The 14,205-nt window shown below is 55.9% G+C and carries 13 protein-coding genes and 1 pseudogene; 2 read left to right on the forward strand and 12 right to left on the reverse strand.

Annotated features, from left to right (window positions below; genetic code table 11):
* Window positions 1–79: 79 nt before the first annotated feature.
* A pseudogene (locus QC823_RS03285) lies at window positions 80–556 on the forward strand (IS3 family transposase); the annotation flags it as partial.
* 337 nt (window positions 557–893) lie between these two features.
* Here the strand turns inward: QC823_RS03285 and QC823_RS03290 are convergent.
* The 3 genes from QC823_RS03290 to QC823_RS03300 form a co-directional block, all read right to left on the reverse strand.
* On the reverse strand, window positions 894–1,505 hold the full coding sequence (locus QC823_RS03290; RefSeq protein WP_309654934.1) for a superoxide dismutase: 612 nt from the start codon (window positions 1,503–1,505) through the stop codon (window positions 894–896).
* Window positions 1,506–1,763: 258 nt separating this feature from the next.
* Complete coding sequence (locus tag QC823_RS03295; RefSeq protein WP_309654935.1) at window positions 1,764–2,702, reverse strand: electron transfer flavoprotein subunit alpha/FixB family protein; 939 nt, start codon at window positions 2,700–2,702, stop codon at window positions 1,764–1,766.
* Between the two features lie 27 nt (window positions 2,703–2,729).
* Window positions 2,730–3,479 carry an electron transfer flavoprotein subunit beta/FixA family protein gene (locus tag QC823_RS03300; RefSeq protein ID WP_309654936.1) on the reverse strand — a complete coding sequence of 250 codons (750 nt, stop codon included), beginning with the start codon at window positions 3,477–3,479 and terminating at the stop codon, window positions 2,730–2,732.
* A 446-nt stretch (window positions 3,480–3,925) separates the two neighbouring features.
* Between QC823_RS03300 and QC823_RS03305 the strand changes: the two genes are divergently transcribed.
* Window positions 3,926–5,566: an electron transfer flavoprotein-ubiquinone oxidoreductase gene (locus tag QC823_RS03305; protein WP_309655109.1), complete on the forward strand. Its 1,641-nt coding sequence runs from the start codon at window positions 3,926–3,928 to the stop codon at window positions 5,564–5,566.
* A gap of 86 nt (window positions 5,567–5,652) precedes the next feature.
* On the opposite strand, the gene QC823_RS03310 is transcribed toward QC823_RS03305, so the two are convergent.
* From QC823_RS03310 to tmk, 9 genes are all read right to left on the reverse strand, one after another.
* Window positions 5,653–6,372 (reverse strand): LrgB family protein, encoded by a 720-nt coding sequence (locus tag QC823_RS03310; protein ID WP_309654937.1) that lies wholly within the window; start codon window positions 6,370–6,372, stop codon window positions 5,653–5,655.
* 12 nt (window positions 6,373–6,384) lie between these two features.
* Window positions 6,385–6,729 carry a CidA/LrgA family protein gene (locus QC823_RS03315; RefSeq protein WP_309654938.1) on the reverse strand — a complete coding sequence of 115 codons (345 nt, stop codon included), beginning with the start codon at window positions 6,727–6,729 and terminating at the stop codon, window positions 6,385–6,387.
* Window positions 6,730–6,789: 60 nt separating this feature from the next.
* Window positions 6,790–9,015: an ATP-dependent helicase gene (locus QC823_RS03320; RefSeq protein ID WP_309654939.1), complete on the reverse strand. Its 2,226-nt coding sequence runs from the start codon at window positions 9,013–9,015 to the stop codon at window positions 6,790–6,792.
* A complete protein-coding gene (locus tag QC823_RS03325) occupies window positions 9,012–9,584 on the reverse strand; it encodes a DUF1285 domain-containing protein (RefSeq protein WP_309654940.1) in 573 nt (190 codons plus the stop codon). Before QC823_RS03325 ends, QC823_RS03320 begins: the two co-directional genes overlap by 4 nt.
* Before the next feature lie 72 nt (window positions 9,585–9,656).
* On the reverse strand, window positions 9,657–11,024 hold the full coding sequence (iscB, locus tag QC823_RS03330; protein WP_309654941.1) for an RNA-guided endonuclease IscB: 1,368 nt from the start codon (window positions 11,022–11,024) through the stop codon (window positions 9,657–9,659).
* A 318-nt stretch (window positions 11,025–11,342) separates the two neighbouring features.
* Window positions 11,343–12,173, reverse strand: coding sequence for a TatD family hydrolase (locus QC823_RS03335; protein ID WP_309654942.1), 831 nt, complete (start codon window positions 12,171–12,173; stop codon window positions 11,343–11,345).
* 43 nt (window positions 12,174–12,216) lie between these two features.
* Complete coding sequence (locus QC823_RS03340) at window positions 12,217–12,552, reverse strand: PilZ domain-containing protein (RefSeq protein WP_309655110.1); 336 nt, start codon at window positions 12,550–12,552, stop codon at window positions 12,217–12,219.
* 19 nt (window positions 12,553–12,571) lie between these two features.
* Window positions 12,572–13,558, reverse strand: a complete 987-nt coding sequence (locus tag QC823_RS03345; protein WP_309654943.1) for a DNA polymerase III subunit delta' — start codon at window positions 13,556–13,558, stop codon at window positions 12,572–12,574.
* Window positions 13,549–14,202: a dTMP kinase gene (gene tmk / locus QC823_RS03350; RefSeq protein WP_309654944.1), complete on the reverse strand. Its 654-nt coding sequence runs from the start codon at window positions 14,200–14,202 to the stop codon at window positions 13,549–13,551. Before tmk ends, QC823_RS03345 begins: the two co-directional genes overlap by 10 nt.
* Between the last annotated feature and the right edge of the window lie 3 nt (window positions 14,203–14,205).

Consider the following 14,205-nt stretch of genomic DNA (forward strand, 5'->3'; position numbering starts at 1 on the left):
TGGAGAGCCGTATGCGCTGAAAGGCGCACGTACGGTTCGGAGAGGAGAAGCAGGGAAATAGTACGACTACGCCCTGCTTCTTACTCTACTTTGGACACAAGAAGGCTGGCTATATCTGGCTGTATATATTGACCTGTTTAGTCGCCGGGTCGTGGGTTGGAGTATGGGATCGAGGATGAATACCCGTCTGGTCACTGATGCGCTGCAGATGGCCTTATGGCAGCGACGGCCGACAGCAGGCTTGATAGTGCATTCAGACAGGGGATCTCAGTACGCCAGCAACGCATATCGACGTTTGCTAAACGCCCATGGGCTTGTCGGTAGCATGAGTCGCAAAGGCGATTGCTGGGACAACGCAGTCGCGGAAAGCTTTTTTGCCAGTCTTAAGAAAGAGCGAGTCCAATGGAATTATTACCAAACCCGCGCCGAGGCGCAGCAAGACATTCTGAACTATATTGCGATGTTTTATAACAGTCGGCGGCTACACTCATATCTAGATTACACCAGCCCCAATGATTACGAATCAGCAATGGTAGAACTGAAGAAAGCGTCTTAACTGAGGTGTCACAAACTAGTTGACCACTCCACAGGTCTGACTGAGTATCGGGCGTCGCGCTATTTTGCACGCTTACCCACCTGTACTGCCGAAGCAGGTTCACTTGCGTTGTGTACCGTTAACGTCCTATGGCTTCCTTCAGACCCCACCGTTAGCCAGTAACGCCCTTGCCAGTCGGTTTGTCTTCCCCCCAGTCGGGGTGACGCCACCTTCTTTCAGGTGGCCGGGTTTGCCGGCTTCGCCGGGCAAACAAAAAAACCGCCTGCGTTAGCAGACGGTTTTTTTGGCTAAACCCTTGCGCTTAGGCAAGGATTATCGCGAGAAGATCACATGAAGGTTACGCTTTCGCTGCTTGATAGCGGCTTTCAACGTCATCCCAATTGATCACATTGAAGAAGGCTTCAACGTAATCCGGGCGCTTGTTTTGAAACTTCAAATAGTAGGCATGCTCCCAAACGTCCAGACCCAGAATCGGCGTATTGCCGTCCATTAGTGGGCTATTCTGGTTGAGAGTGTTTTCAACCACCAATTTTTTCTCGGGCGTTACGGAGAGCCATGCCCAGCCGCTACCAAAACGTCCCAGCGCCGCTTTTTTGAACGCGTCTTTGAATGCATCAAATCCGCCAAGCTCAGCGTCAATGGCTTTAGCCACGTCGCCATGCGGTTGGCCACCGCCATTGGGTGACATCATCTGCCAAAACATGGAGTGGTTAGCATGACCACCACCGTTATTGATCACAGCCTGACGCTTTTCTTCCGGAACACGGTCCAAGTTAGCAATCAATTCTTCAACCGGTACGTCTTCGAGGCCTGTGTCTTCCAGCGCCGCATTTAGATTATTGACGTAAGTGTTGTGGTGGCGCGAATGGTGAATTTCCATTGTCATCGCATCAATATGCGGCTCAAGTGCATCGTACGCATACGGAAGATCTGGAAGTGTATGTGCCATATTAATCATCTCCTTGAGTGGCTAATGTTACGTTTAAACGATCTTGGCTAGTATCTCAGCCTCGACCTCTATCACTACTAGCTTAGGTGCGGGCACCTGAGCAAGATTTCAACCAGCGCCCAATGTTTTCTCAGCTTTTACCCAAGCATTTTAGTCAACTATTGGTACTTTACCTAATTTGACGGATATAAAAAAGCCGGCTTTTTTCAGGCCGGCTATAAAGAGTTTTATTGAAAAGAGTTTTATTGGTTCAATCAGTTACAGCTTTTGCTCAAGCTCTGGCAGCGCCTCAAAGAGATCCGCTACCAGACCATAATCGGCGATCTGGAAGATGGGGGCTTCTTCGTCTTTGTTGATCGCCACGATTACCTTGGCGTCTTTCATCCCCGCCAGGTGCTGAATAGCCCCCGAGATGCCCACGGCAATGTAGAGATCGGGCGCGACGATCTTGCCGGTCTGCCCCACCTGCATGTCGTTGGGGGCAAAACCTGCATCGACCGCGGCGCGCGAGGCGCCAATGGCGGCACCGAGTTTGTCGGCAATGCCATTGAGTAGCTTGAAGTTTTCTTCATTGCCCATGCCGCGGCCGCCAGAGATGACCACCTTGGCACCCCCCAGTTCGGGACGGTCGGACTTGGCCAGTTCTTCGCTGATAAAGGTGGACTGGGCGTTCTCAACGACCACCTCAACCGCTTCGACGGGGGCGCTGCCGCTTGCCGCCACGCCGTCGTAGGCGCTGGGGCGTACGGTGATGACTTTCAGTGCATCGTCGCTTTTGACCGTGGCGATGGCGTTACCGGCGTAGATCGGGCGCTTGAACGTGTCCGCGCTCTCGACACTGATAATATCGGAAATCTGGCTAACGTCTTTGAGCGCAGCCAGGCGCGGCATGACGTTTTTGCCCGTGGTGGAGGCCGAGGCCAGCAGGTGGGTGTAGTCGCCGGCGAGCTCGGCCAGCAGTTTGCCCATGGGCTCGGCGAGCTGGTGGGCGTAAACGGCGTTATCCGCCACGCGCACTTTACTCACGCCGTCGAGCTTCGCGGCAGCCTCGGCGGCGGCTTGTACGTTTTCGCCCGCGATCAGGACGTCGATATCGCCGCCGCTGTCTTTAGTAATCTGTTGCGCGGCGGCAACCACGCTCGCGGTGGCGCCGGCGAGTTGGCCTTCGTGGAGGTCAGCAAGTACCAGAATGCTCATGCAATCAGCTCCTCTTAAAGTACTTTGTTAAAGTACTTTGGCTTCGTTTTTCAGTTTATCGATCAGCTCGTCCACGGAGCTGACTTTGATACCGCCTTGACGCTCGGCCGGCGGCTCGACGCTGACTAAGCTGACGTTGCTGGCAAAGGAGACACCGAGATCATCGGGAGATTTGACGTCCAACGGCTTTTTCTTGGCCTTCATGATGTCGGGGAGCTTGGCGTAGCGCGGCTCATTGAGGCGTAAGTCGGTGGTAATGATCGCGGGCAGCGAGAGTTCAAGGGTCTGCAGGCCGCCATCAATTTCGCGGGTGACGGTGACTTTCTCGCCGTCGATAGCGACGTTCGAAGCAAACGTGCCTTGCGGCAGGTCGGTGAGCGCCGCGAGCATCTGGCCGGTTTGGTTATTGTCGCTGTCAATCGCCTGCTTGCCGAGCAGGACTAAACCTGGCTGCTCGTCTGCCACTAGCTTGGCAAACGCCTTCGCGGCCCCCAGCGAGTCGACCTGTTCGTCGGTCTCAACGTGAATGGCGCGGTCGGCGCCTAAAGCAAGGGCGGTGCGCAGTTGCTCTTGGGCTTGTTTCGGGCCGATGGTGACCGCCACGATCTCGGTGGCCACGCCCTTTTCTTTCAGGCGGACGGCTTCTTCCACGGCGATTTCGCAGAAGGGGTTCATGGCCATTTTGACGTTGGTGAGATCAACGGCGCTGTTATCCGGCTTGACCCGAATTTTGACGTTGTAGTCGATGACGCGTTTCACCGCGACGAGTACTTTCATAGATTCCTCGCTTGGCTTTGTAGATTAAGCCGTTACTCTTGGATAACGCTGCTCTTGTCAGCGCCTGGTCATCATTGCTCAAATTCATGCAAGCGTTTGATAGGCACGCTGCTAAAAAACCTTACCAAGTTGCCACAGCTTTATAAAGTTCGACAACACTTAGCATCTACGCCCTTGGTCGCAATCTGACTTTACAACGGCTGCAAGCCCGTCTAACGCGCGATATGCTAGGCATAGTGCAAAGTAGATGACCAAAAGCGAACATTATGCCTATGATGAGTCATAACCAGAAGCAAACGGCCGTTTAAAATTAAGCTTATGTTTGCATAAATTTATTCTATGCAATAAGTCAGTACATAATACAAAACACGCAACATTAAGGAGTGACTAGGGTGGAAAACAACGCTGCTGAAAACACGGTAACTGAAAACGTAGAGCGCGATGTCATGGAGTTTGACGTTGTCATCGTCGGCGCGGGTCCATCAGGCCTTTCTGCCGCGTGTCGCCTAATGCAACAGGCCAACGAGGCCGAACACGAACTCAGCGTATGCGTGGTCGAAAAAGGCTCCGAGGTGGGCGCGCACATTCTGTCGGGTGCTGTCTTTGAGCCTCGCGCTTTACAGGAACTTTTCCCCGACTGGGAAGAGCGCGGCGCACCGCTCAATACACCGGCGACGCGCGATGAGGTTTACCTGCTCAAAGACGCGAAAAAAGCGCAGAAGCTACCCAACGCCCTCGTGCCGAAGAGCATGCACAATACCGGTGGTGATGCTACCCGCTATGTGATCAGCGCCGGCAACCTAAGCCGCTGGCTCGCCGAACAAGCAGAGTCGCTCGGGGTCGAGATTTTCCCGGGTTTTGCCGCGCAGGAAGTGATCATTGAAGACGAAGTGGTTCGCGGCATCATCATCGGCGATATGGGCGTCGCGGCTGACGGCTCGCAGAAAGACGGTTACATGCCGGGCATGGAGCTTCACGCCAAGTACACGCTGTTTGCCGAGGGCTCGCGTGGACACTTGGGCAAGCGTTTGATCAACGATTTCTCTCTCGATGCTGGGTGCGACCCCCAGCACTACGGCATCGGCCTGAAAGAGCTATGGGATGTGCCTGCTGATCAACATGAGCCCGGTTTAGTACTGCACGGCTCGGGCTGGCCGCTGGATAGCAATACTCACGGTGGCTGGTTTCTCTATCACGCTGAAAACCAGCAAGTGGTCTTGGGCTTGATCATGGATCTCTCTTATCAGAATCCATGGCTTTCGCCGTTCGACGAATTCCAGCGCATGAAACATCACCCGGTGATCAGCCAGCACTTAGATAGCGGCAAGCGCGTAGCGTATGGAGCCCGCTCTATTACGAAAGGCGGCTTAAACTGCTTACCTAAAATGACGTTCGCCGGTGGGCTTTTGATCGGCTGCGATGCAGGCACGCTTAACTTCTCGAAGATCAAAGGGTTACATACGGCGATGAAATCAGGCCTGGTGGCGGCAGAGAGCGTATTTGAAGCCCTTAAAGCGGGCGACGAAGGGGGCCAAGAGCTCACGTCTTTCACTGAGAAGTGGGAAGCTAGCTGGGCGTATGCCGAACTTCAAGAGAGCGCCAGTTTCGGTCCAGCAATTCATAAATACGGCACTATTGGCGGTGGTGCATACAACTTCGTCGATCAGCTACTTGGCGGCAAGCTCCCCAACGTTCACGACACCACCACCGATCACGGCAATTTAAAGCCTGCGGATCAATTTGAAAAAATTGACTACCCCAAACCGGATGGCAAATTGTCGTTCGATAAACCCTCATCGGTGTTTCTCTCCAATACCAATCACGAGGAAGACCAACCCTGCCACCTGCGTTTAGCCGACCCAGCGGTGCCGATTCGCGATAACCTGCCTGAATATGCCGAGCCCGCGCAGCGCTACTGCCCGGCAGGCGTTTATGAAGTGATTGAGGACGATGAGGGCAACCCTAAGTTCCAGATCAACTTCCAAAACTGCGTACACTGTAAAACCTGCGACATCAAAGACCCCGCGCAGAACATCACCTGGGTCGCACCGGAAGGCGGCGGTGGGCCGAATTATCCCAACATGTAAGCCTCATCCTGCATGTTAGCCGCCGCTGCGGGCACGTTTATTTTAGTGCTCGTAGCGGCGGTCATATTGGCTTAGCCTAGCCACGCTCAACCAAGGCCCATTAGCCTGACCACCAAGGGAATTAACAGCGAGCTCAGCACGCCAGTCAACCCCATGGCCAACCCGGCGAAAGCCCCTGTCAGCGTGCTGCGCTGCATGGCATAGGCAGTGCCGAAGCCGTGCGCCGATAATCCCAGGGAAAACCCTATCGCCGTTTCTGAACGCGTCTTGAGCACTTTGAACACCAAAGGCGCCAATAGGCAGCCAATGACCCCCGTCATCAACGCCAATCCAGCAGCAAGCGATGGGTAACCACCGATTTGGTCGGCAATCCCGATAGCAATAGGCGACGTTACCGATTTGGGCGCAAGCGAGAGCAGCAACGCATCGCTGGCACCTAGTAGCTGTCCGATGAATACCGTGCTGACAACCGCGGTAAGACTGCCGCTAATGCACGCGACAACAAGAGGAACCAACAAGCGTCTTATACGTTCTCGGTGGTCAAAAAGAGGCACCGCTAGCGCGACCGTCGCAGGACCAAGAAGAAAATGAATGAACTGCGCGCCTTCGAAATACGTGTCGTAATCAGTGCCGCTCAGCTGCAAAAGCCCCATGATCAATACCATGGCAACGAGCACAGGATGCAGCAGTGCAGAGCCCCCCACTTTACGATTCAACGCCGTGGCCAGCAGAAACGCTATCAGTGTCACCACGATCCAGAAAAGCGGACGGGCGGCGAAATACACCCAAAAATTCGTGATCTCCATACTCGCCTCGTATTATTTGCGCTGACGGCTTTCCAGCGTCTGTAAAATCCAGGCGGTCACTACCAACGTGATAAAAGTACTGAGCAGCAAAGAGACCAAAATCGCCAGCCACTGCTGCGCCAGCACTTCGGCAAACACCATCAATCCCACGCCGGCTGGCACAAACAATAACGACAGGTGGCGAATCAGCCCTTCCGCCGGCAGTCGCAGATACTTAGGTACGCGGCCATAAATCACCAGGCCGATCAGCAGCAGTATCATTCCGGCCACCGGACCTGGCACCGGTATCCCTAGCCACACCATCAGCCATTCGCCGGTAAGCTGGCACAGCAGCAAAATAAGAAACCCTTGAACCATCTGAATCCTCTTTATTTCAGACCTTTTTCAAAGGCCTTTTTCAAAGACCATTGCCAGCGGTCAACAGTGTGCTTGTGCATCGGTATCACGAGGTTTCGTCAGCACTTCAATCGGCGCGCGGTGTGCGACGAGCCGACGCCGACCGGCTTGGGTAAAACGCACGTCGATGACGGGGTTATCCCATGAACCTTCAACAGCCGCGACTTCACCCTCGCCAAACACGGCATGGCGTAAACGCTGACCGGGGTAAAAACGCAGATTTAAATGATACCCCGCCTTTGGCTCATCCACGTGAGCCGCCGCCACGGGAATATCATCGCGCCCGGCTTGCTCAAGGTAGCGTTTGACCAGCGCTGGAGACGACACACTTAGGGATTGATCGCCTGTATCAGCGTTTCCCTTCAGCTCATTTGCGATACGCAGGCTATCTTCCCAGGCGCTTTCTGCGATAAAACGACTGGGACGGTGCTCACCCCCGTCATGAAGAAGCAAAAGCGCTTCTTGTGCCCGCGTTATCGCCACATAGAACAGACGCCGCTCCTCTTCCAAGCGGTCATCGGTCAAGGGGTTATCGCGACTGTAGTGGGGGAAATCCTCTTCGTTTACACCCGCTACTGACACAAACGGCCACTCAAGCCCTTTGGCCCCGTGTACCGTACTGATCAGCACGCCACCGGCTTGGTTTTCCACCGGGCGCTCTAACAGTTCGATAAAGGCATCGGGGTCTTGCACGCTCTCCGCTTGCTCGATCAATACGTCCAGTAAACGCACATCTTCTTCGCCTTTATCTCGCCGCGCGGCGGCGCGTTTTAACGTTTTCTGCGCTTCAATGCTGTCGACAACGTGATGCAGCAGTTTTGCCGGTGGCCAAGCGGCAAGCTTTGGCAGCTCACATAGCAGCGCCCAGCGTTTTTTCAGCGTGCGCTTTTGGATCGGCTTTAAGTCCGATAGCACCGGATCGTGGCGTTCGGGCCAGCGCTGTGATTGCGCTAACTGATGCGCTAGGCGACGAAGGCGCTCGCGGGCGACAAAGGGGGTAGGCTGTGCGAGCAGTAGGTGGATCTGCTCGGGGTCTTGCAAAAGTGCTGGGCGCCGCGCCAACTTCAAATAGCCCGCCAACGCCTGAACCAACGGTAGGCGAAAAACAAAACGATCTTCGCGCAGCATGCGAAACGGAATGCCTGCCTGTAAAAGCGCAAGCTGAAACGGCACGGAAAGCGCCCAGCTCCTCACCAGAAGGCATGTCTCGTTGAGCGCACGCCCTTGGGCTTGCCAATCCATCAGCGCATCTAAAAAGAAACGGCTCCCCTGCCCTACACCTAACGAGGTTGCCGGGTTGCGGTTGTCGGCCAGGCAAAGCTGTTCCGGACGGCGTCGATTGGCCGCAATCGCGTGGTTAGCCGCCAATGCCAGTGCATGGCCATGGCGAAACGTTATGGAAAGCGGGTAGTCGATGGCAGCGCCAAAAGTCGCCGTGAAATTCTCCAGCATCGTATCCGGGCGGGCACCACGCCACTCGTAAATGCACTGATTGGCATCGCCGACGGCCATGACCTCGGCTTGCGAACCTGCCAGCACCGCGAGTAAGCGCTGCTGGGCGGTATTTATATCCTGATACTCGTCGATAATGACATGATCAAGAAACCCTTCAACACGCGACCTAAGGGCATCATCCGTCTCCAACGCCTGAAGAGGACGGTAAAGCAGATCAGCATAGGTCATGGCCCCTTCGTCGCGTAACAGGCGCTCGCCTTCTTCAAACGCAGCTGGGAAGTAGTCAGTATCAGCGTCAAATTGCAGGCGCTGGTAGAGCTCAGCCGGCTCAGCCATTTCCGCTTTCACTAAATTACTAAAATGCGCCAATGCTTCCAGACGCTCACCTTCCAAGGCGCCGTCGCGGCGTTCGGGCTCGTCACGCAACACATTAAGGCTAGCTTGGCGCAATAGACGCTCCAGCTGCCAATCTGCTGATAACAATCGACGCGGCGCAAGCCCACCCCAGCGGCACAAACTTTGCGTTAATCGGTGCCCTAACGAGTGAAACGTGCGGACATCGGGCAGCGCTTGACCGGGTTTGGCAAGCTCCAGTAAACGGCGCTGAAAGTCGTCTCGGGCCGAGCGGTTAAACATCAATACCAAAATACGCTTGGGCGAGACACCTTGCTCAAGTAAATACAATACCCGGGCCGCCATGGTGGTCGTTTTACCGGCCCCTGCCACCGCTGCCACACGGGCATGGCCTTTGGCGTGCTCGACCACGGCTTGCTGCTGCGCTGTGAGCTTCACTCTGCCCCGCGTTCGCTATCTGTCAACTCATGGCTGCCTACATGCCCAAGCACATGCCACTGCCCAGCACTTTCAATGCCAATTTCTATCGTGCCATCCCCTTGCTCTCGTGTTGTGGCGGCCTCGACCAACTGATAGTAAACATTACGGCTAATGCGCGCCGAGAGACCTAGTCGCACAGGCACTTGTGGCACCGCGTCGCCAGCGGGTGTAAGGGTGATGCTTAGCGGATGATCCGCATCCAAGCAAAGCTCATCGTCGTACTGCGTCACCAAATACCAGTCACTGCCCTGCTTGTGCGCTTGTATCATCACAAACGGGCAGTCCTCGACTTCAATACGCCAGCGCTCAACCGGCGTCACTAAGCAAACGCCTTCGGGGTCTTGACGCAGCAGGCTTGCAAGCAAACGCACCAGCGCAGGACGCGTAAAGACTCGCCCCTCGTGGAGCCATTGGCCATCTGCCTTAATCACTATCGGCATATCGCCTGCTAGTGGCGGATCCCACTTTTCTAGTGGTGGCACATTGGCCACGCCGTCACACTGTTGGAGCAACCGATCTAAATTCATCAGATTTTACGCGGGAAACCCGGTGCTTTTAGCGCCGGGAGGGAGTGCGCGTCGTGCGAAGCACGACCTGGATTACGCTACCGCCTGTCCCGCATCTCCTCTCAGGTTAATGGCCGGTAAAAGGTGAAAGCCGTAGCCATCACCGCGCTGGATCACGGTGCAGTACTTATGCGAAATGCCTTGTACGGCACCTTGTTCGGTCTGGATGTTAAAGCTTCCGGTTTTACGCACCGCGACACGGCCCGTATGGGTACCGATTTTCTTTCCGGTGCGCACGATGGCGTTGACCATATCGCCGGTCTGAAAGCCGTGTACCTGCTTTTGGCGCATTAAAATGCCTCGGCGAAAACCGTATTTATCCAGCCGTGTCCGCTGGTAACTCCCGCGCCCGGTGGCTTTAATGGTTAGCGTTGGCATCTGCCAATCGTGCAGGGCATCGAGTGGGCCGACACAGGCCGCGTCCAGGGCGTGGGTTTTGGGGATGCCCAGCCGCTGGCGGTTGTATTTCGTGCGCCCGCCTGTACCCACGGCGACCGGCAAGCCGGTGGCTTTGAGGGCGTTAAACAGCGCCCAGCGCGTGGCGTTGACCGCGCTGGCATCCCGCAACGGGCGTCGTTGCTGGCGCTGCACTCGCTCAAGCCGCGCCTCGGCGGTGTAACCGTGCTTTTTCAAACGGCGCCGCAACCCTTTCGACGTGGCAACGAAGTCAGCAACTGGCTGGCGATCTTTCTCGGTGTTGCAGTCGTGGCAACTTAGGGTCAAGTTACTGACACGATTAGAACCGCCTCGACTGCGCGCCACGATATGCTCGACTTCCAGCGGGGTGTTGGTGGCGCCGCAGTAGGCACACTCGCGACCCCACTTTTCCAGCAGGTATTCACGCACCTCGTAGCCGAGTAACGTGCCTTGCTGGTACTCGACGCCGCTGATCTCGGGGTTTGCCAGCTTTTGCGTATCAAAGCGCACCAACTCCTGATCGAGTGCCGTAATCGTCGCAAGCTTATTGAGCCGCTGCATCCACGCCATGACCGTATCAATGCGGTGCTGCAATGATGGTGGCAGCCACTCCTCTGGCCGAGTGCGGTTATCAAAGCGCGGGGCACGATGGCGCAAATTCGCCGAGCGGCGACGACGCCGAAAAGCCGCACGCTGTTGCAGGGCCTTTTTGATCTGAAAGCCGCGATGCACCAACTCGAACAGGCAAAGGACATGCTGCCCATCGTTCGCTTCCCGCACCAACGCCAAGCCGGTGGTTTTACTCCCCGGATCGAGCTTTAGGCGCAGCGGTTGCGTGTCACCACCGATCAGGTCTTTTAACCGGATCGTAAACGGGTAGCGCTTATGCACTGCAGCGCGACCGCGTTCAAGCAGCAATCGTGCCCGCTTTTCGCTGCACGGCATCAAAGGCCGCTTTTGTTTGTCCAATACGAAAACCGCCATGGCGATTTCCTCCCTATTGGTGCCCTTACGGGCCTAGTGTCGCGGGGCTTGTGCCCCGTCTCCCCTCGGGAATGTGCTACACCGGATTGGCTTTCCGCCGCCTTGCCACCTTCGGCGCTTACTCCTACGCCAGCATGATGGTTCGTTCCAGAATCCGAAGCTGAGGAAGCACCTCGGAGTGGGTCTTTACCCTATGTAGCACGTAGCGGGTTGGGTACCGCTTTCCCTGGTCAACCGTGCGAACTTGTGATGTCACAAGCTCGGAGGCTTTAGCCCCGAGTAGTTGACTAAAGCCCCTCCTCTCAGCATACCCTTAGCTTAAACCAAGCCCGCCTGAGCCAGCCCATCGCGGATATGCGCAGGCGCCTCAGGAACCGCCGCGCGAAATAGATGGTAAAAGTTAGCCGTGGTCTGCATGGCCACTTCATCTACGCTGATACCGCGCTCCTCGGCAATACATTCGGCAACCTTCACGACCCAAGCGGGCTCGTTGGGCTTGCCTCGGTAAGGCACTGGCGCAAGATAGGGGCTATCGGTTTCGATCAGCAGTCGATCGAGCGGGAGATTTCGTGCCAACTCGCGTAAGGATTCGGCATTACGAAACGTCACAATGCCTGAAAGTGAAATGTAAAAACCTAGTTTGATCGCCTCACGCGCCATGTCTAAATCTTCGGTAAAACAATGAAGAACGCCGCCTACCTTTGGGTCAATGTGCTCACGCAATAGGGTCAACGTATCGTCTTTGGCTTCGCGCGTGTGTACCACAATTGGGAGCTCAAGCTCATGCGCGGCCATCAGATGGCGCTTAAAACGCGCATACTGCACATCAGCAGGCACGCTTTCGCGGTAATGGTAATCCAAGCCCGACTCGCCAATGGCCACCGCACCGTATTGGTCTGCCGTGTCGACAATTTCCTCAACGCTAGGCTCTTGCTCCACGGTGTGCAGGGGATGCAAACCGGCTGAAATCACCACGTCTTGATGCTCGCGGGCAAGCGCTGCCAAGCGAGGCATATCGTCTAACGTCACGGCGATAGCAAGAAACTGGTTAACGTCAGCCGCGCGGGCAGCCTCTAGTGTGGCGTTAAGGTCACCGCCATGAGTGTTGTCGGATAAACGATCAAGGTGGCAGTGGGAATCAACAAACATAGCGCACTCGACATTAACAATGAGAAGGGAAACATGAACAAACTTATAGCGTATAGGAAGGAGCGGCCTTGTCTAACTGGCCTGCCAGCAAGGTTTCGATGCGATCACGCACACTGTAATCCTGTTGGCTAAAATGCACACCAATCCCTGGCATACGTCGGCCAGTCACCCCCTCGGGTGACACCCAAATGACGTGACCGCTCACCGTCAGCCGCTCTTCGTCAGCAGGCAGTGTCAGCAGCAATACCACTTTTTGCCCTAGGGCATAGGGCTTGTGGGTCGGCACAAAAATACCACCACGATCCAAAAACGGCATATAAGCAGCGAGCAGCGTCGGCACATCGGGAATACTTAGTGAAAGCGCTTTTTGCATCATTATAGGGTCTCCTAGGGGCTGCTCACGAACGCAACAGCGCAGCCCAACGCACCAACCATGCTTCAAGCACCAGCTGCGGGTTTGGGTTGGCTCCTACCGCTAATAAACGACGCTGCTCGCGGGCGTAATCCAGCAGGCGAAACCAGTCTTGCACACGACCATTCTTCATAGCTTGACGATACAGCGGCACCAAGTCAGCGTTATGTAGCCCCGCTTCATTCCCCGATAACCCGAAACGAATAAGGTCTTCCAACCACGCGATACCGTACCACAGGATACCGTCCAACGCTTGACGGTCGAGCCGAGCCGCTTCGCTTACAGGCTCAGCACCGCGCATCAGTTGCTCAAAGCTATCATGCAATTGGTGACGAAGCGCCCGCTCCTCAGGCGCGGCTAATTCCACTGCCAACAAGGGCAAGCCACCCGCAACTTGCCACCAAAAGCGGGCTTCTTCTTCGCTTTGAAGCTTCTCTAAAAGCCAGGAACGGCACTCAGCAAAGGCCACACTCGCGAGCGACCACTGCTGGCAGCGGGAGCGAATGGTCGGCAGCATGCGCGACGGCACGTCGGACAGGAGAATAAAGAGCGTCTTATCGCCCGGCTCCTCCAAGCTTTTGAGCAGCGCATTGGCCGCTGCCACATTCATTGCCTCTGCCGGTGAAATCACAATCACGCGATAACCGCTTTGCTGTGCGGTTTGGTTAACAAACCGATTCACTCCACGAATCGGGTCAATGCGAATTTGACGCTTACCCTCTTCCGGCGATACGCGCAGCAAATCTGGGTGGTAGCCCGAAGCGAGCATTTGGCAGCTATGGCATTCCCCACAGGCATAAGTGCGAGGGTTAGCACACAGTACCTGGGCGATTAACGTCTCCGCCAGCGCTTGTTTGCCCACCCCGTGAGGCCCATTAAACAACAGCGCATGAGGGAGCCTGTCATCTTGCTGCAAACGCAGTAGCTGCGCCCACATGCCGTGATGCCACGGCAGTACCGACGCTACGGCCATGCGGCCACCTGCTTGGCTAACGCATCAGCAACCGCCACCTGCACAAGCTCCAGAGGCTCTGCCGCGTTAATGACGGCAAAACGCTTGGGTGCTTGGGCGGCTCGCTCAAGGTAGGCATGACGGACGGCGTCAAAGAAGTCGCCATGCTCACGCTCAAAGCGATCACGCTCACCCCCTTGATGTGATAACCGCGAGGCCACGCGATCACTTGCCGCGTCCACCGGCATATCCAGTAACAGCGTGATATCGGGCTGTAGCCCCTGCTGCACGAACTGCTCAAGCGTGGCAATACGCTCCGCGGCAATACCTCGCCCGCCGCCTTGGTACGCGTAGGTCGCATCGGTAAAGCGGTCGCAGACCACCCAGGTCCCGCGCTCAAGCGCGGGCAAAATCTTTTCAGCTAAGTGCTGAGCTCTGGCGGCAAACATTAGCAATAGCTCAGCATCGACGCTTAGCGGTTCGGCCGGCGCAGGGTCTAGTAACAGCTGGCGTATTGCTTCCGCGCGCGAGGTACCGCCTGGCTCACGCGTGCTGATAACGTCTCGTCCTTGGGCACGCAGCCAATCGACCACAAATTGTAGGTTGGTCGATTTCCCCACGCCTTCGCCGCCTTCTAAGGTAATAAAGCGCCCGCGCTGGCTCATGGT

This window comes from Vreelandella vilamensis, assembly GCF_031451755.1.
Classification (GTDB): Bacteria; Pseudomonadota; Gammaproteobacteria; order Pseudomonadales; family Halomonadaceae; genus Vreelandella; species Vreelandella vilamensis.

Excerpts from the sequence above, each read along its gene's own strand:
- QC823_RS03290 (WP_309654934.1), bottom strand. The coding sequence starts at position 1,505 with ATGGCACATACACTTCCAGATCTTCCGTATGCGTACGATGCACTTGAG.
- QC823_RS03295 (WP_309654935.1), bottom strand. The coding sequence starts at position 2,702 with ATGAGCATTCTGGTACTTGCTGACCTCCACGAAGGCCAACTCGCCGGC.
- QC823_RS03300 (WP_309654936.1), bottom strand. The coding sequence starts at position 3,479 with ATGAAAGTACTCGTCGCGGTGAAACGCGTCATCGACTACAACGTCAAA.
- QC823_RS03305 (WP_309655109.1), top strand. The coding sequence starts at position 3,926 with ATGGAGTTTGACGTTGTCATCGTCGGCGCGGGTCCATCAGGCCTTTCT.
- QC823_RS03310 (WP_309654937.1), bottom strand. The coding sequence starts at position 6,372 with ATGGAGATCACGAATTTTTGGGTGTATTTCGCCGCCCGTCCGCTTTTC.
- QC823_RS03315 (WP_309654938.1), bottom strand. The coding sequence starts at position 6,729 with ATGGTTCAAGGGTTTCTTATTTTGCTGCTGTGCCAGCTTACCGGCGAA.
- QC823_RS03325 (WP_309654940.1), bottom strand. The coding sequence starts at position 9,584 with ATGAATTTAGATCGGTTGCTCCAACAGTGTGACGGCGTGGCCAATGTG.
- iscB (WP_309654941.1), bottom strand. The coding sequence starts at position 11,024 with ATGGCGGTTTTCGTATTGGACAAACAAAAGCGGCCTTTGATGCCGTGC.
- QC823_RS03335 (WP_309654942.1), bottom strand. The coding sequence starts at position 12,173 with ATGTTTGTTGATTCCCACTGCCACCTTGATCGTTTATCCGACAACACT.
- QC823_RS03345 (WP_309654943.1), bottom strand. The coding sequence starts at position 13,558 with ATGGCCGTAGCGTCGGTACTGCCGTGGCATCACGGCATGTGGGCGCAG.
- tmk (WP_309654944.1), bottom strand. The coding sequence starts at position 14,202 with ATGAGCCAGCGCGGGCGCTTTATTACCTTAGAAGGCGGCGAAGGCGTG.